Genomic DNA, 23,837 nt, shown 5'->3' with positions numbered 1-23,837 from the left:
GAAGCGCCCGCGCTCTCCGTTGCCGGGGAAGGCATGCGGGGGACGCGCACGGGTCGGCGCGGTCGCGCTCGTGTTGATCGGCGGCCTCGTTGCGATCGCGCTCGCGAGCCTGTGCGCCGGCAACCTCGTGCTGAGTCCCGCGGCTGCGCTCGATGCGCTGGCCGGCGGCGACACGCCCGCCGCGCAGGTCGTTCACACGCTGCGGCTGCCGCGCCTGATCGCGGCGTTGATGGTCGGGGCGAGCCTCGCGGTCGCAGGCGCGCTGATGCAGGGCATCACGCGCAATCCGCTCGCCGACCCGACGCTGACAGGCGTCGTCAGCGGCGCGGCGCTCGCGGTCGTGGCGGCGACCGTGTTGGCGCCAGCCTGGTCCGCGAGCGTGCTGCCGTTCGTGGCGCTGGCCGGCGGTGGCATCGCGGCGACGCTCACGTTCGCGCTGGCGTGGCGCGCGCGGCTGTCACCGTTGCGTTTGTCGCTGGCCGGAACGACGATTGCCGCGCTCGGCAGCGCGGGCGTCATTTCGCTGATGATTGTGGCGGGTCCGCAGGCGGGACCCTTGTTCTACTGGTTGGCCGGCGGCTTCGCGGGTGTCGGCTGGCAGCAGGTCGCGATGGTCGCGCCGTGGACCGTCGCAGGGCTCGCCGCCGCGCTGGCCGGTGCGCGCGTGCTCGACACGCTCGCGCTCGGCGACGAAGCGGCGCAGAGCGTCGGCCTCGACCTGTTGCGCTGGCGTTTGGTGCTCGGCGGCATCGCGGTCGCGTTGTCGGCGTCGGTGGTGTCGATCGCGGGGCCGGTCGGCTTCGTCGGACTGTGCGTGCCGCATCTCGCGCGTGTCGCGCTCGGGGGCGGTTATCGCCGGACGCTGGGCGTGACGGCGCTGGCGGGCGCGTTGCTCGTGTCGGCCGCGGATCTCGTCGCCCGCACGGTTGCCGCGCCGCGCGAACTGCCGGTCGGCTTTCTGACCGCGCTGGTCGCCACGCCGCTGCTGATCGCGGTGATTCGCCGCGACGAAGGAGTATCGACATGAAGGGCGGGCCGAGCCGGCCGATTGGCACGCCGCACGCGCGTCGCGCAGGATGGGCCGCGATCCTGATGCTCACGGTCGTCCTGTCGGTGCGTTTCGGCGCGGCTGATTTCCCGTTGACGGTGGTCGCTCAGGCACTGATCCATCGCGACGGCGCGCGCGATGTTGCCTTCGTGATGTGGGATCTGCGCCTGCCGCGCGTGCTGCTTGCACTGATGATCGGCGCGCAACTGGCGGCGAGCGGGCTCGTGCTGCAGGCGGCGCTGCGCAATCCGCTCGCGGAGCCCGGCGTGATCGGCGTGTCGTCCGGCGCGACGCTCGGCGTGATGCTCCTGCTGCTCGTCGCGAACTTCGCCGGCGCGCTCGACGGCAGCCGCCTCGACGCATACGACATCACGTGGATGCCGCTCGTCGCGCAGGCAGGCGGCATCGGCGCGGCGCTGGGCGTCTACGCGCTCGCGTGGCGCAGCGGCACGGCGCCGTTCCGGCTGATCCTGATGGGCGTTGCGGTCAGCGCGGCGATGTATGCGGTCGCGATGACGATACTCGCGGGCTGGGGTTCGAGCCGCATCGAGGTGCTGCTGACGTGGCTCGCGGGCAACCTGTACGCGCGCGGCTGGCAGCACGTGCTGCTGCTCGCGCCGTGGACCGCGGCAACGATCGTGCTGCTGCCGGTCGTTCTGCCGGCGGTGCAGGTGTTGTCGCTCGGCGACGACGCGGCGACGAGCGTCGGGCTGAACGTCGAGCGGTGGCGTCTCGCCGCGATCGTCTATGCAGGTTTCGCGGCGGCCGGTGCCGTAGCGATTGCCGGCCCGGTCGCGTTCGTCGGCCTGATCGCGCCGCATCTCGCGCGGCTTGCCGTGGGCGGCCCGCTCGCGCGGCAGGCGCCGTTCGCGCTTCTTTGCGGTGCATTGATCACCGCGCTTGCGGATCTGGCCGGGCGCGTCGTCGTCGCACCGGCCGAGATTCCGGTGGGGGCGGTCACCGCGCTGTTCGGTGCGCCGCTGTTTCTCCATCTGCTGTCCCGGTCGTCGCGATGACACTCGTCGCCCACAATCTTTCGCTCGGATATGGCCCGCGCCGCATCGTCGACAGCCTGTCGCTGTCGATCGAATCAGGTCGGATCACCGTGCTGCTCGGTCCGAACGGCTCGGGCAAGAGCACGCTGTTGCGCGCGCTGGCCGGCCTGCTCGCGCCGCGCGGCGGCGATGCGCTACTCGACGACGTGTCGCTGCGGCAATGGCCACGCCGAAAGCTCGCGCGTCGCGTCGCGTTCCTGGCCCAGACGCAGGACATTCCGTCCGGCCTGACGGTGCAGGAACTCGTCCGCCACGGACGGTTTGCGTACCGAACCTGGCTGCGTGGCGAAACTGACGACGATCGCGAAGCGGTCGAATGGGCGCTGGAGATGACCGGGCTCATCACGATGCGCGATCGTTCGCTCGTCGCGCTGTCGGGCGGCGAACGTCAGCGCGTATGGATCGCGATGGCGCTCGCGCAGCGCGCGGACATCTTGCTGCTCGACGAGCCGACGACCTATCTCGACCTCGGCCATCAGCTCGACGTGATGCAGACGCTGCGGCGGCTCAACGAGGAATTCGGGCTGACGCTCGTGATGTCGCTGCACGACCTGAACCAGGCGATGCGTTTTGCGGACCGGGCGATCGTGATGCGCGACGGCCGGCTCGCGGCCGACGGCGCGCCGGTCGACGTGCTGACGCCGGCGTTCGTCGCGGACGTATTCCATGTGCGCAGCGAGCGGCTGCATGGCGCGAGCGACGGTGTGCCGGTCTGCCATCCGCTCGGCTATGCGGCGCCCGGCGGCGATGAGAACGGTGCCGGGCAGGCCGTTCGCGATGCCGTGTCGTCGATCGGGACAGCCGGGGATGATTGACCGCAAGCGTCGTGCACTGTCGTTCGCGTTGCTGGCTTCGCTGGCGACGGGACTTGCGCGGCCCGTTCGCGCGGCGTCGGTTGCCCGGCCGTACAGCGTCGTGGACGATCGCGGCGTGACGCTGCACTTCGATACCGCGCCGAGCCGGCTTGCGGCGATTTCGTATTTCGGGGCTGATACCGCGTTGGCGCTCGGCGTGCAGCCGATCGCGTCGACGTTTCTCGTGCGCAATCGGCGGCCCGCCCATCTGCTGGACAGGATGGATCGCGTGATCGACCTTGGGCAGCGTGCGAGCCCGAACCTGGAACTGCTGGCGAGCGCGCATGTGGACCTCGTCGTCGCGATCCGTCGCTATACCGAGGCGAACGCGGCGCAGCTTCGGCAGATCGCGCCGTATCTTGCACTCGATCTGGAGACTGGCGACGACAGCGACCGCAGCATCGCGCTCGTCGGGGCGGCGCTTGGTCACGCCGAGGCGGCCGCCGCGCTCAACCGGCGCTTTGCCGACGTGCTCGCGGGATTCCGCACGCGGGCAGGATCGCGCCGCGCGTCGCGGTACCTGTTCGTCTGGGGAGCGGGCGTTGCGCCGTGGGCGTTCTACGACGAGAACATGACCTGTTCGCTACTGAATGCGCTGGGTGGCGTCAACATCGCCGGGCGCAATCCGCTGCCGTCGCAGCGCGACAATACGGCGTTCCAGATGAGCCTCGAGACGCTGTTGCTGGCGAAGCCCGACATTATTTTCGTGTACGACGACAGCGGCCGGCGCGGCTTCGAGACCAATCCGGTGTGGCAGCACCTGGCGTCGACGCGCCGGGTGAGGATCGTGAGCGTGGGTGATCACTGGATCGAATCGCTCGGGCCGATCGCGCGACATGCGGTGCTGGCCGAAGCGGCCGCGTTCCTGCACCCGGAAGTGTTCGCGTTGCCGGACTTGCGCGAAATCACGTTGTCGTATTTCAGGCGCGTGGATTGATGTGTTGTCTGACCTTGAGTGGCTGCATTCTTGCGTCGACATATTTATGCGGCGCAAGGCGTACAGCATCGCCGACTAGCCGTCCGGAGCAGAATGCGCATCCGAAACAGCAGCGCCCCTCAAGTAGTTGCGGATCTGGTCACAATGCTTGGATGCAGCCAAGGTTCTAGCCATTGCACGTTGGGACCTCATTCATCTGTGCGATTCGCAGACATCGTTTCACTTTGTTGACGACCGTTTCTTTGGCGCGTCGGAACCCGTGGCGCCGGTAGGAGACGCGGGTTCCGACGTGCGCCGATGATGTTCGCCGAGGATTTTGTCGACCCGCCATTCGCGGTGCCAAATTCGCTCTTTCCGCTCGTCGTATGCACTTTCCACCTCCTCGGCGAGAGGCGTGACTTCCTCAGTTCCGCGATGCGGTCAACAGGGTTGCCTGCTCCGTCGGGCCATGGTGAGACCAAAGCTCGTTCAGGTTGGTGAGCTGCGAGCGTTCGACCTTGCCATTGAGGTGCGGCGAACGTGGTGGAATTGGCCGGAATTTGATGCACTCGGTCATCAGGCGCCGCTGCACGGATTCAGCGAAGAACTCGCTGCCGCGGTCGGTCTGGATACGTTGAATCGAAAACGGCATCTCCTCGATGACACGATCAAGAAAAAGCAGCGTATTTCGGGCATTTCTACGCAGGTAGATGGCCAGCACACGAAAGCGTGAACAGTCGTCGATGGCCGTGTACTGATAGACGCCTCGCGCAGAACCTTGTGAATAGTCGCAAGGGACAGTTCTCTTTGCTCATGCAGACGCAATCCGTTTTGGATTCGCCGTGCCCCCTTGCGCTCTGCCCGCAGTCGAAGAATCGTTGCCCGATCAGCGTCAGAGACCTTTCGATTCGGGCTGGTCAGAGGGCGACGGCTTTGAGAGCGAAGGCCTTCCTCTCCCGTCTCTTGGTAGCAGCCAACCACTTGCGAAGCGTCGGCCTGGAGACACCAAAACGTGTGATGTCCGTGAATCACGCAATTCATCAGGCCGTGTCTCGGAAACGGTGGGCGTGGCAGACTTACTAGTCCGATTCGCCATTGCTAATGATGAACATCCCCGATTACACTGTCGATCAAAAATCACGCGGTTCGCGATGACGCCCATATCATGGGTACTCCAGCCAGGTGCAGATGTCCGCCCAGCCAGCCTTCAGTTGATACGTACTTGGAGACTCTCGGTGAATTTGTACCCATCCTGCGTTGCTGTGGTCGCTTTTGTCTCGCTGTTCAGCAAGCGCGCATCGCGTTGACGTTGTCTTGCTCATCGACAAAACCGAAGCATGCCAAGACTCGGCGTGAGCGAGATGCACTAGCCTACCGCGTGCGGCGTCGAGCAAGTCGTCTCGAATGTAAGTCACCAATTTCGCAACCTGTGTCCTGTTCGACGAACTGGCGTACCGTTATCCGCAGTCTTGGACTTGTCTTGATCTCTTCTAGAAAAGAGGGTCCTCAGCACAACGGCGAGATCCCCGCAACCCAAGGATTCCCATGACAAAAGCGTGATTCCGAAATTATGTTTTCTGAAGGTAGACTCATAACGTAGACGTAGTCTTCCCGACTGAAATTCAATTCGCCTTGTATATATGAAATTCAACGCGCTGCTAAATTCCCTTTATGCGTCCACTGTGAGGAATATTTCAAGGTCCCAGTCTGCTGTATTTACCGGCCGACTAGCGTTGGCTACGTTGGCTCTTGGTCTCATCGCCATCATGGTCACCGCGCTATGCATTGGTCCCTATCGGCTCCCGCTTGAGCGGGTTCTAGCGGCGATGTTCGCAAGCGACGCGTCATTGCTCCATGATCCCGAGTTGCGACAAATGCGCTACGTGCTGCTCGAAATCCGTGCTCCACGGGTCATCATGGCGATTCTGGTGGGAGGGGGTTTGGGCTTGTCGGGAAGTGCCATGCAGGCTCTCTTTCGAAATCCTCTTGCCGATCCCGGGTTGCTTGGCATATCGAGCAGCGCTGCATTCGGTGCCGCGGCGATGATCGTGCTGGGATCTCTCTTCCTTCCCCACCCGGTAGTGTTCGGCTACCTTCCGGTGGCTGCATTCGCATGTGCATTCGCCGCTTCATTGCTGATGTATAGTTTCGCGGCATCAAGCGGCCGACTTGCCATACCCCTGCTGCTGCTCGCAGGTATTGCGGTCAACGCGCTCGCTATCGGCGGTATCGGTCTGCTCATTTATGTCTCCAACGGCGAGCAGTTGCGGACACTCACATTCTGGAACCTCGGTAGCGTAGCGGGTGCGAATTGGACAATTATCGCGGCAGTCGCTCCGATCATCGCGCTCGGTGGTGGGTTGCTGCTAGGTCATCGACGGGCACTTAACGCGCTGCAGTTGGGGGAGACTGAAGCACAGCATCTCGGTGTCCCGGTGTTGCGCGTCAAGCGAGTCGTGCTCTTCGGCGTCGCACTATGCGTTGGTACACTAGTCGCGTGCACGGGAGTAATCGGCTTCGTCGGCCTCGTTGCTCCGCACTGCATGCGGCTGCTTGGCGGGCCCGACCAACGTTTCGTTATGCCGGCAGCCGCGCTGTTCGGTGCGATCCTGATGCTACTCGCGGACCTCGGCGCGCGTACCTTGCACGCCCCCGCCGAAATTCCTCTCGGCATTCTAACTGCCCTGTTTGGCGCGCCGTTCTTTCTCGCCTTATTGTTAAAGAAGAAGGCCGTATGGGGGATGTGATTGAATCCTGCAAGAGATTGCGGGCGGCCGCCCACTGGTTGGACGAGGAATTGTACGAACCGCTTGGTGCCGGTTGTGCGGCGAATGCTTCAGAGCACGCTGGCCGGAGATTCTCTGCAACCTCGCAAGGCGAGCGCCGATGACGAAGGTGCGTTGCATGTATACCGTATCGCGACACACTGACCGCGCCGTGCGGTTGGTCTGCTTTCCGCATGCAGGGGCGGGGGCGTCAATCTACTACGAGTGGGAGCCGTTGGTGCCTCCTGACGTGGGCGTTCATGCCGCTCAACTCGCAGGACGCGAGCAGCGCAGGGATGAGCCGCCGCGCATCGATTGGGTGCCGCTCGTTAGGAAATTTGCGATGCGCTCGACTGCTGGCATGACAAACCGTTCGCGTTCTATGGACACAGCCTCGGCGGCTTAATCGCATACGAGGTGGCGATTGCCCTGCGACGCCGCGGCGTCGCAGGGCCGCGAATGCTCTTCGTTGGCGCGTCGTATGCGCCGTCGGCGGAGCGCAAGGCGAACACACAGTTTGAAGATGACCAGAGCTTGCTGCGAACCGTGCGTCGCTTTGGCGGCGTCGACGACAGCTTTGCTGCGGAGCCCGAATTCATGAGGTACTTCCTGCCGGTGATGGCAGCCGACCTCACGTTGTTCAATCGGTATGCCTGCGACGCGGCGCAAGACAGGCTCGATTGTCCCGTCGTAGCCCTGTTCGACACACACGGCGCCCATCACGATTGCGCGAGCATGGCACAATGGGGCCTCCATACCCGTGGTAGCTTTCACGCCGCAGGCAGTTCACGGTGGCACTTCTTTCATCGGGAATCCGCTCGCGAGGCCATTGAATATATCGTCTCTCACCTTGGCAGACGTTTGCAGTTATGAACTTCAGAGATGGATGAAGCGGTTTATTGCACTGTTCGCTCAGAAGTCGGATCCCGGAAATGAACCACGGTCTTTCATCCTGCCATTCAACCGTTCGATAATGTCTCGGTTGTCTTGTTGTGCGTCATATATCCAACGGAAACGTCCCTCTTCCCCGATTTCCAAAGTGGCGACTCTACCGACATCACAAGTCGGAGTGAGCGTATGATTCGTCGAACCGATGTTGCTTCGAACCAAGGAAATGCCAATTTCCCATGGATGCTGGGTCCGCAGAGCGGGCATCGTTTTTAATTCCGGGTATCGAGACACAATATCGCGTGGATGCGTGCGATGTTGTTTCATAAGCCCCAATGCCCTCGTGACAGACTGGTGGTGGCAACGAAAATCGCTTCTCCGTTCGACCTGAAATTCCAACGGGACGATCTCCGCTAGTCCGGCCATGCGCCCGGACAAAGTCGCTGCCTCGTCAATTCTCCATCCGACTTGAACGCACGATTGATTGAATTCGAGCTGGATACAACCCAGGAATGTACTCAGCGTGACAACAGCGGGGTCTTCACAGCGCATTACAGGATGTGGGGAGAACCAATCGGTCGTCGCACGCGCGCGTTGTCCGCCGTGATCGCGAGATGACGGAAAGATCAGACGACCGGCGCCGGACCGGGCGAGACGCTCGCGCCAGAATGCCTCGCCCGGAGCCAAGGTCTCAAGCGTGCTTCTCGCCAACTCAGTCTCCTCTTGCGTGAGGACGGGTAGCGACGAGCCTCGGCCCAAAGCCAACGCGTCAGCGAGTTCGTTTGCGACATACGGAACGCCTTCGAGACTGGAGAATCCCCGCACGAGCACGTCGGTGCTGCCAGTGGTAACTTGCCAGGCATCAGAGGCGATACCGATTAGTGTGCCCGGCGGCTTGCCGGAACATTGCCTCAAAGGATGAACCTGACGAATCGCGAACGCGGTATTGGCGACCCATAGCTTCGGGGAAGTCAGGGGGTTGGGGTAATGGTCGCCGAAATCGAGCGCGCGTGCCAACGCTGACAGAGCATGGGCTGGCATGGACCAGCGAAGGTGCGCGCCGGATTCTGGTCGGCGCCACTTTGCGTAGAAGCTTCGCTGCGCCATATCCTGCGGTTCAAGTGTGAGCGCGTTCGAATCGAGACGGGAGAGCAACTCGGCAAAACCATCGCGGGCCGCCTGGTAACATTTGAGGTTCAGCGACAGCGCGGTGTCCCGGGCTTCGATCGGCACTTTGCGGCGAATGGCAATATGTCCCGCGTCTACCGGGAAGGACAGACAATGCCAGCAGATTGCGTGCTCCGTTTCGCCAGACAGCAACGCCCACGACGTCGCATGGCTGCCGGCATATTTCGGCAGGGGACCGTCATGGTAGTTGAATGCGCCGCAGCCGATGTCGTCGACGAGTGTCGACGGAAGAATGAGCGGATTCGAGACGGAAAACAGCCAGTGAACCGGATGGTCCCTGACCCATTCGGACAGTGACGCGATGGAGTCCAGCCGAACGATGTGTTCGCGCTCGCCCCATGCATGCAGCGCGGCATCCGTCGGCAGCAGCGCGGCGACGACGCGGCCCGATGCGAGCAGTTGTTCGCAGCAGGACACGGCCAGCGTGCCGCCGCCGACCACGACGCACTGTTGCTTTCCTGGATCGACGGTGCGCAGCGGGTCAGCGTGTGATGGGTGAGGTAGGGGCATGGTGACCGTGTCAAGCGAAGAGCTGATGCGTGACGATGTTGAACCAGTCCTCGGAAAATGCGGCCTCTCTCGACAGATCCTCGTCCGATGCATCGAGCGATGTCGTGCCGCCGGACAACTGCGTAATGCGATTGCCCGCCTTTTCGTACGCGTAGTGATGGGCGATCGAAATGCCATAGCCTGGTTCCAGCAGGCTGAAGCAGGCGTTCATGAAGCGCGGGGTGGGCGGCGGCGCCGACGCGGCCGCCGCGGCGATCGCGAACGCGCAGGCTTTGGCCTGCGAGGTCGCGGAAAACGCCGATTTCGGCATGCTCGCGGCGTCGCATGCGTCGCCGACCACATAGACGCCGGCTACGCGCGTCGATTCCATCGTGGCCTTGTCGACGGGGCACCAGCCGCTTTCGTCGGCCAGGCCCGAGCGCTCGGGCATCGCGCCCGCGTATTGCGGCGGAATGAGGTTGCACACGTCGGCGCGGATCGATTCGCCGTTTTCGAGCGTGACGCGCCGGCTGGCGACGTCGACGCTGACCACCCGTCCCCCCTTGCCGCCGCTGATGCGCTCGATGAGGCTCTGCGGCGTGCCGAAGCCGTAAAGCCGTTCCCAGCCCCGCTGAAAGAGCGGCTGCTTGGAGAAGTTCTCGTTGCCGTCGGCAATGATGATCTTGGCGTTCGGCTTGTGATGACGCAGATAGTGCGCGACGAGGCTCGCGCGCTCGAACGGCCCTGGCGGGCACTTGTACGGGGCCTTGGGCGGCGCGATGAGCACCACGCCGCCGTCGCGCATCGCGACGAGCTGCGCGCGCAGCGCGTCGTACTGCGCCTTGCCCGCCCACGCATGCGGAACGTCCAGCGCGCGCGCGGCGGACAGCCCGTCGATGCGGTCGTAGCGGAACTGCACGCCGGTCGACACGACGATCCAGTCGAACGCATGACGGCTGCCGCGCTCAGTGACGATCACGCCGGTTTCGACGGATGCGACCGCTTCGGCGATCCACTCAGTCCGTTTTTCCCACGCGTCGTAGCCAAACAGGAGGTCGCTGTCCGGCCGGATGCCCGCGAGCGCTTCATTCGACTTGAAGCACGCGTGATAGCGCCGATCGGGTTCAAACACGACGAGATGCGCGCGCGGCATCAGCATGTGCAGATAACGGGTGGCCGTCAGGCCGCCGACGCCCGCGCCGACGATGCCGATCCGGACGCCGCCGCCGGTCGGCAGGCCGGCGGCCGAGACGAGATCGGCCGCCGTCGCGCTTAACAGGGCGGCGAGAAAAGTGCGGCGGGTGCGGTCGAAAGGGCGCGTGGACATATTAGATTAACGAGAGAAGGAGATCGGATTTTGCATCGATATCGGCTGACGGGTAGGTGTCCAGCAGATGATCGGCCAGTTCGCAGATGGTGGGCGCGGTGAAGAGCGCCGACGCCGAGACCGGAACGCCAAACAGATCGCGCAGTTGCGCGACGATCCGGATGGCGGACAGGGAATAGCCGCCGAGCGTCATGAAGTTGTCGTGCACGCCGATCGACTCCACCGTCAGGACCTTCATCCATAGGTGCTGGAGCACGCGTTCCAGCGGGCGCGACGGGGCGGCCTGGCGGGCGGCGGACGCGGCGTGCGCACGGGCCGGGACGGGTAGCGCGCGCCGGTCGAGTTTGCCGTTGCGCGTGCGCGGCGGCGTGTCGATCCAGGTATAGCTGGCCGGCAGCGCGTAGGGCGGCACGTGCGTCGACAGCCAGTCGCGCAACTGCGCGGCGTCCGGCTGCGCGCGAGGCGCGCGCGCCACGAGGTAAGCGGCCAGCCGGTCTTGCGACTCGGGATGCAGCACCACGATCGCGTGGGCGATGTCGGGGTGGGCGGCGAGCCGCGCTTCCACCTCGTCGAGTTCGAGCCGATGCCCGGCGAGCTTGACCTGCCGGTCGACGCGACCGAGAAACACCAGCGCGCCCGTCTCATCGACGCGCGCGCGATCGCCCGTGCGGTACATGCGGGCGCCTGGCGTCGCGGCGTGCGGATCGGGCAGGAACGATGCGGCCGTCGCGCCCGTCGCGCCCGCGTAGCCGAGCGCGACGCCGGCGCCCCCAATGTAGAGCGTGCCGACGCTGCCTGACGGCACCGCGTCGAGCCGCTCGTCGAGCAGGTAACAGCGGGTCTGCGCGATCGGCGCGCCGATTGTGTGCGACGCGTGGCCCAGCCGCGCGGCGGTCGACCAGATCGTGGTCTCGGATGGTCCATACACTTGCCAGGCGGCTTCTGTCGCGTCGGACAGCCAGTCGCCGAGTTCGCGCGGCAATGCTTCGCCGCCGACGAGGGCCGTTACGCGCGGCGGACAGGACCAGCCGCGCAGACGCAGCACGGACCAGACGGACGGCGTGGCCTGGATGATCGTGTGGCCCGCTGCGTGCCCGGTCGTGTCGTAGGCGGCGGGCGTCAGCGCCTCGTCGCGGTTCAGGACGTGCAGCACGGCGCCGCTCGCGAGCGGCAGCGCGACTTCGAGCAGGCTGATGTCGAACGTCAGGGCCGAAGTCAGCATCACGCGATCGCCGGGACCGACGCGCAGCATGTCGCGAAAGTGAGCGATGGCGTTGACGTAGGCGGCGTGGTGGACATCGACGCATTTAGGGATGCCGGTCGTTCCAGACGTATAGATCCGGTACGCGGGCAGGAGAGGCGCGATGGGGGGCGGCTCGAACGTCTGCGCGCCGGCGCCCTCTGTTTCGAGCGCGTGCAGGTCGAGGTGGGGAACGGCGGATGCGGGCGCGTCGTCGCCGTTGGGGCAGAGGACGAGCGCCACGTTCGCGAGGACATGCGCGAGGCGGGCGTGAGGTTCATCCGGGTCCACCGCGACGAAGCAGGCGCCGCTCATCAGCACGCCCAGCAGCGCGACGGGCAATGCCGCCGAATACGCGATCCGGATCCCGACCACGGAGCCGGCGCCCATGCCGCGCCGGGCGAGCGCGGCCGCGACGGAGCGCGCGCGCGCGTCGAGTTCGCGATACGTCAGGACGCCGTGCGCGTCGCGAACGGCGGGCGCGTCGCCGTGCGACCGAACTTGCGCGGCGAATAGCGCGGGCAGGTTTGGCGCGCTGGCGCTGCTGGCGTCGTCGTTCAACAGGATCGAGCGCGACACGTCCGGCATCGCGTCGATCGTCGGCAGCGGCGCGTCGATGCCGCGCGCGAGCGCATCGAGCGCCGCGTCGTAGCAGCGTGCGATCTGTTCGATGCGGGCGGCCGTGAAGTGCCGCGTGTCGAACGCGAGGCTGTAGGTCATCTCGCCGGTGGACGGCGCAACGTTGAAGCTGGCCGTCAGCGGAAAACTGGTGACCTCGTGCGAGGACTTGCCATACTGCACGAGATCGTCGGTCGCTGCGATGCCGTTGTGGAAGTTCGTGAAGTAAAACAGTGAATCCGACAGGCGGGCCTCGCCGGCGAGGCGACAGATCTCCGCATACGGCAGCCGGCGATGGCCGAACGCCGCGCGCCGGTCATGACCCACCCGATTCACGAGCGCTCGCCATGTGTCGTCGTCGACGCGCGCGCGCACGGGCAGCGTGTTGATGTACAGGCCGACCGCCCGCTCGCCCGTGTCTTCGTCGAGACGGCAATCCGTTACGCTGCATGACAGGAGCTCGCGCTCCCCGGTCAGCAGACGCAGCGCGACGAGATGGGCGCTCAGCAGCAGGACGGCGAGAGGCTCGCGCGATTGCCGCGCGGCATCGTGCAGGCGCTGACAGACCGGCGCGGATACGGTCCCGGTGCGGTGGTGGTGCGTCGGCGCGCCGGGTTCGGCGCAGGCGGGCGGGTCCTCGCTCGCCGGCGACAGGCGGGTCGACGCCGCGTCCTCCAGATAGTCCCGCCAAAACGCGCGCGTCACTGGCGATTCGACGGCGGCGCGCTCGGCGGCGACGAAGTCGCGATAACGGCTGACGGGCGGCGCGAGGCGGGCCTCCCGGCCCCTGAGCAGGGCCTGGTAGTCGGCGAACAGTTCCGTGTGAATCTGCTGGTCGCTCCAGCCGTCCATGATGCCGTGATGGAAGCTGGTGGTGAACTGGAGCGTGCGCGGACCCAGCCGGTGCGCCTTGAAGCGCAGCAGCGGCAACACCCGGACATCGAAGCCGCGCGCCCGTTCGCCGGCGATCCACTGGTCGATGGTCCGCTGCTGGTCGGCGGGCGACAGCGTGGTCAGGTCCTCGTAGTCGAGCACGTCCGGTCCGCGCGTCCAGATACGCTGCACCGCCTGGCCGTCGGCGGCCAGATCGAAAGTCGTGCGCAACGCGGGATGACGCGCGACGGCGCGCCGCGCCGCTTCGCGCAGGCAGGCTTCGTCGACGTGCAGGCCGAGCCGGTAGCTGAAGATGTCGTGATAACGCCCGTCGTGCCCATGGGCCTGATTCTGGAAAATCATGCCGAGTTGCAGGTAGGACGCCGGACAGGTCTCCTCCACGTCGGCATCCGGGGGGCGGGCGTCCGGCATCGTCGGCGCCGCGTCGTCCGGAACGGGGCCGGCGGCCGTGGCCGCGGCCGCGAGATCGCGCAGCACCGGATGCTGAAAAAGGTGTTCCGCGGTCAGCAGGAGGCCTTGCTTGCGCGCTTCGACGGCGACAGTGATTGCCCGGATCGAATCTCCGCCTTCGACGAAGAAATGGCTGGACGGCGTGATCTCCGTCGCGCCGAGCGTGGCGCGCCAGATGGCGCCGAGCACCGTTTCCGCGCGCGTGGCGAGCGAAGGCGGGGCGGGGGCCGCGACGGACAGGCTGGCGGCGAGCGCCCGTTCGTCGATCTTGCCTTGCGGCGTGCAGGGCAGCGTGTCGACCGGCACGATGCGATTCGGCATCGTGTGCGCCGGCAACTGCGACGCGAGCCACGCGCGCAGCGCATGCACGTCGACCCCGTCGCCGACGACGGCGCAAACGACCAGCGGTTCCGACGCGGGCGCGGGCCGCTGTGCGAATGTGTGGCAACCGGATACGCCCGGATGGCGCAGCACGTGCGCCGTGATGGCTCCAGGTTCGATGCGCACGCCGTTCCGTTTGATCATGTCGTCCACGCGCCCGACGAAGACAAGGTGATCGTCAGGCGTGCGCCGGACCAGGTCGCCGGTGCGATAGACCCGCTCCCCGGGGCTGCCGGGGGCGGGATTCGGCAGGAACCGCTGCGCGGTTTCCGCTGGATTGCCGACATAGCCGAGGGCCAGTTGATCGCCGCTGAGATACAGCTCGCCGGCTTCTCCTGCCGGGGCGGGCTGCAATTCGGCGTCGAGCACCAGGAGCGCGCTACGCGGCGTGGCCGCGCCGATCGAGACAGGTCCCGGCGAGATGCCCTCGGCCGGCTCGCTCTGCACGCAGCAGCCGACGGTGGCTTCGGTGGGACCATATTCGTTGTGGATGATCGCGCGTGCGCGCCGCAGCGAGGGCGGCAACATCGCGCCCGCGAGCGCCGCGCCGCCCACCACCACGTGATCCGGCCACGGCACGGCGCGCGGATTCAGTGTTTCGAGTGCCGCGAACCCTTGCAGGTGCGCGGGCGTGAGCTTGATGAACGATAGCGGTGGCTCGCAGAGCAGCAGGTCGTGCAACATGGCGGGCGTGACGGGATCGGGCGCGAAGCGCACCGTTTCGCCCGCCAGCAGCGGCAGCCACAGGCAGGTTTGCGTGAAATCGAAAGTGAGCTCGGAATGCACGATCGTGCCGCCGTGGCGCTCGCTTGCGTAGCGCGTCCGCGCCCAGCCGAGATAGGTCGACAACGCGTGATGGCTGACCGTGACGGCTTTTGGCGTGCCCGTCGAGCCCGACGTAAACAGGATGTACGCGGGCTCATTGGCGGCGGGGCGATGGTCCGGGGCGGTCGCTTCGACGCACGCGCGCTCGGCCGTCGGCGTGATCACGGGCGGCAGGCCCGCGGTGTGATCGGCAGGCGTCGTGGTCGAGACGAGCCAGCGCGCGCCGGCCTGCGCGCACCCTTGCGCGGTGCGTTCGGCGGATGCATCGGCCGGCAGCGGCAACACGACCGCGCCCGTGCGCCATATCGCCAGCCACCAGACGACCCATTCCACCCCTCGGCGCGTTTGCAGCGCGACGGTATCGCGATGCGAGACGCCGCGCGCGGCGAGCGTGCGGGCCGCGTCGCGCACGGCGACGTCGAGCGCGGCATAGGACATCGACTGCGTCGCATCGCGCAGCGCGATGTGCTCGGGACGATGCCGCGCCCAGTGGCGCACGGTATCCGCGACGCACGGCATGTCGTGCGCCTGGTCCAAGGCGGCGTCGTTGCCGCGCGGGGCGACGGCGCCGGGCCGCATGCCGCCGATGGGCGCGGCGGGGTCAAACACGCCGCGCACTTGCGCGATCATCGTTTCGAACCGCGCATGGGGCAGATCGCGCGCGCTCAGACGCAGCACGCCGGGTGCAATCATGGACAGTTGCAGAACGGCCGACGAAGGTGGCGTCCGCAACGTCGCATCAAGCACGCGGAGGCCGGCGAAGACGGCGGGCAGCGCGCAAGATGGCTCGAACATGAACGCCGGACCGGCGACAGGCCCGGGCGCCGTGCAGTCGAAATGATCGGCCTGCGCGAGATCGGCACCGGTCTGCCGGGCGATCGCGCGGAGGATCGAATCGACGTCCGACGACCAATCGACCTCGAATGGCAGCGCGAGCGGCCGCGCGATGGGTCCGACCAGATCAGCGTGCTCGGCGAACCGGTTGCCCGGCGCGAGATAGCCCGCGATGACCGCGCGGCTGCGCGTCCATTTCGTCAGGAACAGCACCCAGCGCGCGAAGCACTCGGTTTCCGTCAATCCGGCGTCGCACGCGAGCGTCGTGCTGTGCGCGACCTCGCTCGCCGGGGCGGGCGGTGCGGCGTCATGCGTCGCCGCGCGCGTCGAAGCGAGACGCTGGTTCCAATAGCGGCGTCCCGCCGGGTCGAGCAGCAGCGTGTGGTAGCCCTCGCTCAGATCGGGATATTCGATGACGGGGCGCGCGTCAGGCAACCGCGCATCCCGATATGCATCGGCCAGGCGCTCGAGGATCGTCGCGACCGACCAGCGATCCGCGCACGAACCATCGATGCTCACGTCGATGACGCAACCCGCCGCGTCATCGCGCAGCGCGACGCCGAACGGCGCGTCGTCGGACGGCAAGCGCGCCGGCAGCGTCGTCGCCGGCTCATGCGCGCCGACCATCTGTATCGCGCCTGCGCCGTCAGGAAGCGGACGGACGACAGTGCGAAGAATTTCGTACCGCCGCGCCACGGCGTTGGCGGCGTCGAGGAGGCGATGCGAATCCAGTCTGCCGTCCAGCGTCAGGGTGACGACGTAGGCGCGCCGGGTGCCGTCGCCCGGCCATTGCGCCTGTTGCTGTGGAGAAAGGCGGTATCCCGGCGACGCGTTTCGCAAGTCGATCTTCATGATGTCATTCGATTGTTTTTCCCATGATCAGCCGGATGTCGCGCGGGCCTTCATACGCGCAACGGCCGTGGGCCATCAGCAGGTTGTCGATGATCAACACATCGTCCTGTTCCAGCCGCAGCGTGCGTTCGCAATGCCGATGCGCCGAGCGGAGCGCATCGAGCGCGGGCTGATCGATCGGCGAGCCGTCCCCGTAGAACGACTGATGAGGCAGGTAGTCTTCCCCGTACAGCGTGCGCAGACCGTCGCGAATGCCGTCGGGCAGGCTGCTTTCGTGGAAGAACAGCGCGTGGTTGAACCAGCACGCGGCGCCGGTGACAGGATGCGTCGCGACCGCGTCCGCGACACGGGCCAGGCTGACGCGTTCGTCCGAACGCCAGGTGATCTGGTAGCCCGCGGCGCGGCCGAGGGCGTCGGCTTCGTTGCGCTGGTCGCACTGAAACACGTACTGCCACGCCATGCCGAGCGGTGGGCCGAGCTCGCGCCGGTACAGCACGCCTTTGCGCAGGAACGTGTCGCGCAGCGCGTCCGGAAGCCGGGCGAGGATGCGGCGGGAATCCGCCAGCAGCGTTTCGCCGCCCGACGAGGCGGGCTGCGCGCACCAGAAGAACAGGGTCCCCGGCCAGCGATGCGCATAGGCATTTTCATTGTGCAGGTCGATACGCTGGTGCGCCGGGTATTCCGTCGCCGTGTAGAGCGAATCGCCCAGGCGGATGCGCGGCGTCGACCGTTCGATGTACGGGACGAGTTCACCGCACAGGTCGGTCGCGACCCGCGTGAGTTCGGCGGCTGTGACGCCGGCGAAACCTTTCAGCAAGACCGCGCCGTCGCGTTGAACGTGTTCGACGATGGCGCTTCTCGCTTCCGCGATCACGGTCGCGAGCGGCGTGCCGGGACGCTCCGGTTCGATCCTGGGCACGGGGCAGCCGGCGTCCTCCGCGAGCACGCGCAGCATCGCGCGCGCGGGCGCCAACGGCTGGCGGCGCGCATTGCGCAACTGCATCAGCAGCGACGGCATGTCCGGAGCGCGCGCGGCTTCGGGCGTCGGGCCGCGTGGCGCGTCGCCGCGGCTGCGCCGCGCCGCCAGCGCGTGTCGCGCGTCGCGCACGTCGCGCATGCGCGGCAGGTGTTCGAGCATGAAGCGGTAGTCGTCCCATAGTTGCCGGACGGCATCGGCCGAGTAGCGGCGGCTGTCGAACACGATGCTTCCCGTGAAGCGGTCGCCGTCGCGCGCGATGTTGATGAGCATGCCGAACTTCGCGACGCGCGGCGGCAGCGTGCGCTCGACGATGTGAAAGCCAGGTGCGGCGACCGGTGTGCGCGCATCGTTCAGCACGAACTTGACGTCGAACAGCGCCGTGCCGTCGGGCCCTGCCGGCGATTTGCGCGACAGCGCGACCAGCCGCTCGTACGGATACGCCTGATGGCTGAACGCATCGGCGATCTGGCGCTGACAGGCTTGCAGGACCGTGTCGAGGTCGCCCGCGTCGGGCATGCGCATGGCCAGCAGCAACTGGTTGACCATCATGCCGGGAATGCGCTCGAACTCCGGACGTTCGCGGTTGCGCGCATCGGTGGCGATCGCGACGGGCGCGTCCGCGCTGGGTTGCTCGAGCACGAGAACGAGGGGCGCGGTCAGCACGGCCAGTTCGCCGATGCGATGCGTGACGACCTGTTCGTCGATGATCCGCGTTGCGGCGGCGTCGATTTCGATGTGCAGGTGTCCGGCCGCGGGCATCGGGCCGGCGTCGACCGGCGCGCGCGCCGGCCCGATGCGCGTGGCGCAGCGGCCGCGGGCGAGCTGGCTGCTCCAGAAGGCTTCCAGTTCCGCGCGGCGGGCATCGACGTGCTGGCGCTGCCAGTGCGCGAAATCGACGTACTGCCAGTCGGCCTCGGCCGCGTTCACCGGCTGGCCGTCCATGGCCCGCTGGTAGTGGTGTAGCAATTCTTCCAGCATCATCCGCAAGGTCGCGCCGTCGCTGACGACGTGATGGATGGCGACGCACAGGCGCGACGCGGAGCCCCCAATCGGCAGCAGCAGCGCGCGCACGACCCGGCCGCTGGCCAGATCGAACGGCTCCTCGACGAAAGCGCTCAGGAGGGCTTCGTGACGGGACGCCGGGGCGTCGACGATACGAAAATCAGGCGGGACATCGTCGCGCCATACCTGCAGGTAGTCGCCTGCCTCGAAGCGGTAGGCGGTGGTGAAGATGCGGTGACGCTGCAACAGCGTCGCATAGGCTCGCCGGAGCGCGTCGATCGACAGCGCACCGTCGAGTTCGAGCACGACATGATCGTGATAGGCGTCGCGACGCGCATGGCCCATCGCGTCGAGAATGAGCATCGCGCGCTGCGCGAACGAGGTCGGATAGTCGCCGCGTCGTGCGATGCGCGTCAGCGCGCCTGCTGGCGCGCGGGCGCCGCTCTCGAGGATCGCGCGCAGATGACCGGCCAGCGTCGGCGAGCGGTAAAAGTCCTGCAGCGTGAGGTCGACGCCGAAGCGGGCGTTCGCCTGCGCCAGCAGCCGCACCGCGATCAGCGAATTGCCGCCCGCGCGATGAAAATCCGCGCCGGCCTCGAAGCCGGGCAGCGCCGTCCGCCAGATGTCGATCAGTTCGGCGCGGGCCGCGGCTGACCGGGGATCGTCGACGCACGTCGGCGCGACGGATGACGCTTGTTCGAGGTGCGCGCGATGCATGGCGTCAAGACGCCGAGTGTCGGTCTTCTGGCTGGCGGTGAGCGGAATCGACGGCACGAGAACAATGTCGTGCGGCTGGCTGCCGAGCTCCCAGTAATGGCCGAGGTGGTCGCGCAAATCGGCGGCCAGTGCGTCGCCCGCCGGCTCGCGCGGCACGACGAAGGCGACGATCCGCGGCCCGCTGTGCGTCGCCGCGTCCGCACTCGGATGAACGTACGCATCCGCCACGGCGGAATGCTGCAGCAGCGTGTCGCGCAGGCCCGTCAGTTCGACGCGATGGCCATGAAGCTTGATCTGACTGTCGCGGCGGCCAGTGAATTCGAGCGTCCCGGACGCAGTGATGCGGCCGTAGTCGCCCGTGGCGTACAGGCGCGCGCCGGGCCCGCCGAACGGATCCGGGATGAAGGCTGCCGCGCTCAGCGCGGGTTGTCGCCAGTACCCTTGCGAGACGCCCGCGCCGCCGAGATGGATCTGCCCTTCGACGCCCGGCGGCACGGGGCGCAGCGCGTCGTCCAGCAGATGGACGCGCGTGCCCGCCAGCGGCCGGCCGATGCTGAGCGGCCCGACGCGCCGCGCGGGAATGGCGGCGCAGGTGGCCCATATCGTCGCTTCGGTCGGGCCATACAGGTTCAGCAGGGTCGCGTCGGTCGACTGGCGCAACTGCCGCGCCAGCGCGTCGTCGAGGGCCTCGCCGCCGATCGCCCAGCAGGCGAGTCTGTCCAGTTGCGCGGGCAGACCGTCCGCACGCGCGACGAGCAGCCGTGCGGCCGACGGCGTGCATTGCAAGTGGGTCGCGGGCGGCGGCGCGACGGGTTCGGCGCGCGGCTGGCAGGCGGTGTCGCGCACCGTTGCGAGCCGCTCCAGGCTGGCGAGGATGGCTGCGCGATCGGGGCCGAAATCGATCAGGCAGGCGATTTCGTCTACGCCGAGCCGTTGCAGTTGCCGCAGCCGCCGCCTCGCCGTCCCCGCGCCGCAGATCAGGCTGCGCTCGGCGATGAGCTGCCGGGCGGCGCTGTCGAGCAGCCCGCTTTCCGTGTGCGGCTCGGGCGTCTCATGGCCGTTCGCGAGACTGCGCAGCGCGTTGCGCGCGCTGGCCAGATAGCGGGCGAGAAATGGCTGGGCGACGGCGGACGCCGTGTCGTCGTCGGCGTCGAGGTAGGTGTGCAGCATCAGCACGACGCGGCCCGGCGGGCTCGCCTCGCCGTGACAGGTCTGCCAGGTTTGGCGGTAACGCTCGATATTGCGCGATAGCTGCGTCACGTCCTGTTCGAGCAAATGCGTGAGTACGTCAAGTCCCTGTTCCGCCGCGAGTTCGAACTGCTCGGGGCGGTTCGACACCGTCAACGCGAGCGGGACGTCGGCGCGCGACACACGCGGCATGCGGGCGTTGAAATAGCGTCCGTCGGCATCGCGAAACGCGATCGGCTCGCCGTTCCATAGCCGCCTCAGGTCGCGCACCTGCTGCGCCACGGTGTCCGCGCGTTCCGCGACCGGTCGCCCGGCGAGCACGAAATCGGCCGGATTCCAGCCCGGGGCGAGCGAGAGGCCGGCGCGGCCGCCCGACAGCCGCGCGACGGCGGCCCAGTCCTCCGCCAGCCGGACAGTATGATGCAGCGGACCGATGACGCTGCCGGCGCGAATCGCAATGCGCTCGGTGAGCGCGGCGAGATGCGTGCAGGTCAGGGCGGGGTTCGAGAAAAAACCGCCGAACGACGAGAAGTGACGCTCGGGCGTCCAGAGCGCGTGGAAGCCGTGGCGATCGGCCCATTGGGCCGTGTGCTCGAGGATCCGGAGGTGCTCGTCGGGCGCGTACAGGTCCGTGGACCCGAAGTAGAAGGCGCTCAGCGACGGGATCGGGCCGGCGTCCTCGCGCGTGCGCGGCGCGCGCGACGCGCAGAGCGCCGCCAGGGTGTCGACCCGGACCCGGAAGCCCCGGCTCATTGCCCACAGGAGTTCGACGGCGGAAATGTCGAACGACAGGCTCGACACCGCGAGCCAGACATCCGAGCGTGTGCGGGGCACGGTCTGGTCCATCGCCGCGCAGAAGGCGTCCAGGTTGGCGCGCGACACGAGGACGCCTTTGGGGCGGCCCGTCGATCCGGACGTGTAGAGCAGGTAGGCCGGCAGCATCGGCGGCAACGACGCCGCGCGCGCGAGCGCCGCGTGCGCCGGCGGACCCGCGAGCCAGGGCGACACCACCCGCCACGCGCCCGGCAGATCGTGCACGGGCGCGTCGGCGAGCAGCCAGTCGGGCGCCGCATCGTCGAGGATGAGCCGCAGCTTCGCGTTCGGTAGATCGCGCGCGAGCGGCAGGTAGGTGAGACCGAGCGCGAGGCAGGCCCAGATCGTGCACAGCGTGGCCGGGGTGCGTTCGCCAAGTATCGCGACGCGTTCGCCCGGCGCCGCGCCAAGCCGATCGAGGGCGGCGGCGATCGACGCGACGCCGTCGCGCATGCGGGCAAAGGTGAGGATCTGGCCGTCGGCTTCGAGCGCGACCGCGTCCGGCGTGCGCGCCGCGCAGTCCAGCAGCGCGCGGAGCAGCGACGCGTCCGGGTTCGCGACCGGATCGGCGCCGAGCAGCGCGGACGGCGCGACGACGCCGGAGAGCCGCCGCTCGACGCTCGTGTCGGGATCGGCGAGCGCCGCGCACAGTGCGTCAATCGTCGCGCGGAAGCCCTCGATGAGCGACGCGATGCTCGCGTCGCGATAAAGCCCCGTATCGTATTCGATCCACAGATCGAGACTGCCTTCGCTTTCCGCGACATAGACGCTGAGATCGAATTTTGCGCAACCCGTTTCGAGGTCGAGCGTCGTCAGCGCCACGTCGCCGAGCTGCATCGGCGGCAACGGGTTGTTCTGGAAAGCGAACAGAATGGACGGCTCCCGCGATACCGCTTGCGGGATGTGCTCCGCGATGCTGTACAGCGACACCTCGCCGTGCCGCAGCAGATCGCGGACCGTGGCCGCCACGCCGGAGACGAGTTCGGCCGCCCGCTGGTCCGGCGCGAAACGATGCCGAACCACGACCGTGTTGGCGAGGTAGCCGACGAGGTGCTGCCGGGCGCGCGTGTTGCGGTTGGCGAGCAGCGTCGCGATCGCGACATCGTTGCTGCCGCAACGTCGGGACAGGTACAGCAGGAACGCGCTCAGCAACAACTGATAGCGCGTTACGCACAGCTTGCGCGCCGGCGCGTCGAGCGCCGTCGGCACGTCGTCGAAACGGCGGCGCAGCGTGCGGCCCCGCCGGGAGACCGGCGCGTGTGCCGCCGGCGCGGCGTCGACCGGAATCCGCGTCCATCTCAGGCCAGCCAACTGCTGTTGCCAGTAGTTCAGCGACGCGAGATGGGCGGGCGTCCCGATCGCGCCGAGCGTCTGGGAGACATAGTCGTCGATCGTCTCGCGCGCGGGGCGGGGCGCAGTGTCCCGGGGCGGCGCGTCGTTCGATATATAGGCGCGATATCGCGTCGCGATGTCATTGACCAGGATGCCTAATGACCAGCCATCCGTGATCATGTGGTGAAAGCAGAGCAGCAGAACGGCTTGTCCGGGCGCGATCGACAGCAGACTCGCGCGCAGCAGCGGCCCGGCTTCCAGATCGAACGCGCGCCGGACTTCTTCGTGCGCCAACTGCCGGAGCGCTGCGTCGCACGCATCCGCATCGATTCCGCTCAGATCGTAGCGCCGCAACGGCAGCGCGCAGCGCGCGTCGATCCGGCACACCGGCTCGCCGTTCACGCGCGGGAAGCGCATGCGCAGGCTGTCGTGCGCGTCGACGGCTTGCTGCAGGCACACGCGCAGCGCGGCCTCGTCCAGCGGACCCGCGAGTCGCAGCGCGCTGAGGTGGTGGTAGGCGGCGCTGCCGGGATGACGTTGTTCGAGCGTCCACAGCCGCCGTTGTCCCAGCGTCATGGGAAGCGTTCTGGAACACGTCGGGCCCGGGGCGTCCGCCAGCAGGGAGGGCGTAGTCATGAATGGCGCTCGGGCCTGTGAAATCGCGGATGATCGAAAGCAACGGCAGAAACGGGAAAGCGGACGGCGTCAGTCGAACTGCATGACCTGGAATACGTTGCCTTCCGGATCGACGCCGTCGTACATCTGATAAGCGAAGCCGTCGTAACGCTTCATCGGCTGCACGACGACGCCGTCCGCCGCGAGCTGATCGTGATGCTCGGCAATGCCCGTTCCGATCAAGAACACGAATTTCGTGTTGGTGCGCCGTCGAGCGGGCGCCGCGGGCTTCTTCTGATAGGCCTCGCCGGCCAGGTGCAGAGCCAGTTCGATTTCTCCCGCCTTGAATACCACCCATTCGCCGTCTATTTCCTCGACGATCGGCAGATCGAAATACTTTTGATAGAACGACTTAAGCAGCGCCACGTCGTGGACGTAAAGAATCACACGAGTCATGGGAAGGGTCATTGGAGCTCCTGCTTCATCAGATAAGAGGGTGGGCAGTCGTATGTCAGGGAGACGTAATGCCACGATAGAGTAGCCGATTCAATTTGTAATTGCTATTGG

The 23,837-nt window shown here is 67.0% G+C and carries 11 protein-coding genes and 1 pseudogene; 6 read left to right on the top strand and 6 right to left on the bottom strand.

Features of this window, described 5'->3' with window-relative positions; translation table 11 throughout:
* Positions 1-19 precede the first annotated feature (19 nt).
* The 4 genes from WT16_RS20970 to WT16_RS20955 are packed head-to-tail and all read left to right on the top strand — an operon-like array spanning position 20 to position 3,894.
* Entirely contained in the window at positions 20-1,027 is a 1,008-nt protein-coding gene (locus tag WT16_RS20970) for an iron ABC transporter permease (protein ID WP_063534127.1), read from the top strand.
* Complete coding sequence (locus tag WT16_RS20965) at positions 1,024-2,064, top strand: iron ABC transporter permease (RefSeq protein ID WP_063534126.1); 1,041 nt, start codon at positions 1,024-1,026, stop codon at positions 2,062-2,064. Before WT16_RS20970 ends, WT16_RS20965 begins: the two co-directional genes overlap by 4 nt.
* A complete protein-coding gene (locus tag WT16_RS20960) occupies positions 2,061-2,918 on the top strand; it encodes an ABC transporter ATP-binding protein (protein ID WP_063534125.1) in 858 nt (285 codons plus the stop codon). Before WT16_RS20965 ends, WT16_RS20960 begins: the two co-directional genes overlap by 4 nt.
* Complete coding sequence (locus WT16_RS20955) at positions 2,911-3,894, top strand: ABC transporter substrate-binding protein (protein WP_063534124.1); 984 nt, start codon at positions 2,911-2,913, stop codon at positions 3,892-3,894. Before WT16_RS20960 ends, WT16_RS20955 begins: the two co-directional genes overlap by 8 nt.
* Before the next feature lie 219 nt (positions 3,895-4,113).
* On the opposite strand, the pseudogene WT16_RS32165 reads toward WT16_RS20955, so the two are convergent.
* Positions 4,114-4,892: pseudogene (locus tag WT16_RS32165) on the bottom strand (helix-turn-helix domain-containing protein).
* Positions 4,893-5,513: 621 nt separating this feature from the next.
* Between WT16_RS32165 and WT16_RS20945 the strand changes: the two are divergent.
* Both WT16_RS20945 and WT16_RS20940 read left to right on the top strand, forming a co-directional pair.
* Positions 5,514-6,620, top strand: a complete 1,107-nt coding sequence (locus WT16_RS20945; protein WP_050802903.1) for an iron ABC transporter permease — start codon at positions 5,514-5,516, stop codon at positions 6,618-6,620.
* A 354-nt stretch (positions 6,621-6,974) separates the two neighbouring features.
* A complete protein-coding gene (locus WT16_RS20940) occupies positions 6,975-7,511 on the top strand; it encodes a thioesterase domain-containing protein (protein ID WP_082874947.1) in 537 nt (178 codons plus the stop codon).
* Between the two features lie 39 nt (positions 7,512-7,550).
* On the opposite strand, the gene WT16_RS32155 is transcribed toward WT16_RS20940, so the two are convergent.
* The 5 genes from WT16_RS32155 to WT16_RS20920 all read right to left on the bottom strand — a co-directional run bounded on the left by WT16_RS32155 (position 7,551) and on the right by WT16_RS20920 (position 23,738).
* Positions 7,551-9,224, bottom strand: coding sequence for a formyltransferase family protein (locus WT16_RS32155; RefSeq protein ID WP_082874946.1), 1,674 nt, complete (start codon positions 9,222-9,224; stop codon positions 7,551-7,553).
* Positions 9,225-9,234: 10 nt separating this feature from the next.
* Entirely contained in the window at positions 9,235-10,530 is a 1,296-nt protein-coding gene (locus WT16_RS20935; RefSeq protein WP_006029577.1) for an NAD(P)/FAD-dependent oxidoreductase, read from the bottom strand.
* A gap of 1 nt (position 10,531) precedes the next feature.
* Entirely contained in the window at positions 10,532-16,624 is a 6,093-nt protein-coding gene (locus WT16_RS20930; protein WP_063534121.1) for a non-ribosomal peptide synthetase, read from the bottom strand.
* Between the two features lie 4 nt (positions 16,625-16,628).
* On the bottom strand, positions 16,629-23,231 hold the full coding sequence (locus WT16_RS20925) for a MupA/Atu3671 family FMN-dependent luciferase-like monooxygenase (RefSeq protein ID WP_231892093.1): 6,603 nt from the start codon (positions 23,229-23,231) through the stop codon (positions 16,629-16,631).
* A 129-nt stretch (positions 23,232-23,360) separates the two neighbouring features.
* Positions 23,361-23,738, bottom strand: a complete 378-nt coding sequence (locus tag WT16_RS20920) for a VOC family protein (RefSeq protein ID WP_063534119.1) — start codon at positions 23,736-23,738, stop codon at positions 23,361-23,363.
* Between the last annotated feature and the right edge of the window lie 99 nt (positions 23,739-23,837).

Origin of the sequence: Burkholderia sp. MSMB1589WGS, assembly GCF_001636105.1 — a bacterium.
Lineage (GTDB): Bacteria > Pseudomonadota > Gammaproteobacteria > Burkholderiales > Burkholderiaceae > Burkholderia > Burkholderia humptydooensis.
The sequence above is the reverse complement of the archived record's forward strand: the minus strand, read 5'-3'. Positions and strand labels throughout refer to the sequence as shown.

What these genes read in the sequence shown, in the direction of transcription:
- WT16_RS20965 (WP_063534126.1), top strand. Translation starts at nt 1,024, where the DNA reads ATGAAGGGCGGGCCGAGCCGGCCGATTGGCACGCCGCACGCGCGTCGC.
- WT16_RS20960 (WP_063534125.1), top strand. Translation starts at nt 2,061, where the DNA reads ATGACACTCGTCGCCCACAATCTTTCGCTCGGATATGGCCCGCGCCGC.
- WT16_RS20955 (WP_063534124.1), top strand. Translation starts at nt 2,911, where the DNA reads ATGATTGACCGCAAGCGTCGTGCACTGTCGTTCGCGTTGCTGGCTTCG.
- WT16_RS20945 (WP_050802903.1), top strand. Translation starts at nt 5,514, where the DNA reads ATGAAATTCAACGCGCTGCTAAATTCCCTTTATGCGTCCACTGTGAGG.
- WT16_RS32155 (WP_082874946.1), bottom strand. Translation starts at nt 9,224, where the DNA reads ATGCCCCTACCTCACCCATCACACGCTGACCCGCTGCGCACCGTCGAT.
- WT16_RS20935 (WP_006029577.1), bottom strand. Translation starts at nt 10,530, where the DNA reads ATGTCCACGCGCCCTTTCGACCGCACCCGCCGCACTTTTCTCGCCGCC.
- WT16_RS20930 (WP_063534121.1), bottom strand. Translation starts at nt 16,624, where the DNA reads ATGAAGATCGACTTGCGAAACGCGTCGCCGGGATACCGCCTTTCTCCA.
- WT16_RS20925 (WP_231892093.1), bottom strand. Translation starts at nt 23,231, where the DNA reads ATGACGCTGGGACAACGGCGGCTGTGGACGCTCGAACAACGTCATCCC.
- WT16_RS20920 (WP_063534119.1), bottom strand. Translation starts at nt 23,738, where the DNA reads ATGACCCTTCCCATGACTCGTGTGATTCTTTACGTCCACGACGTGGCG.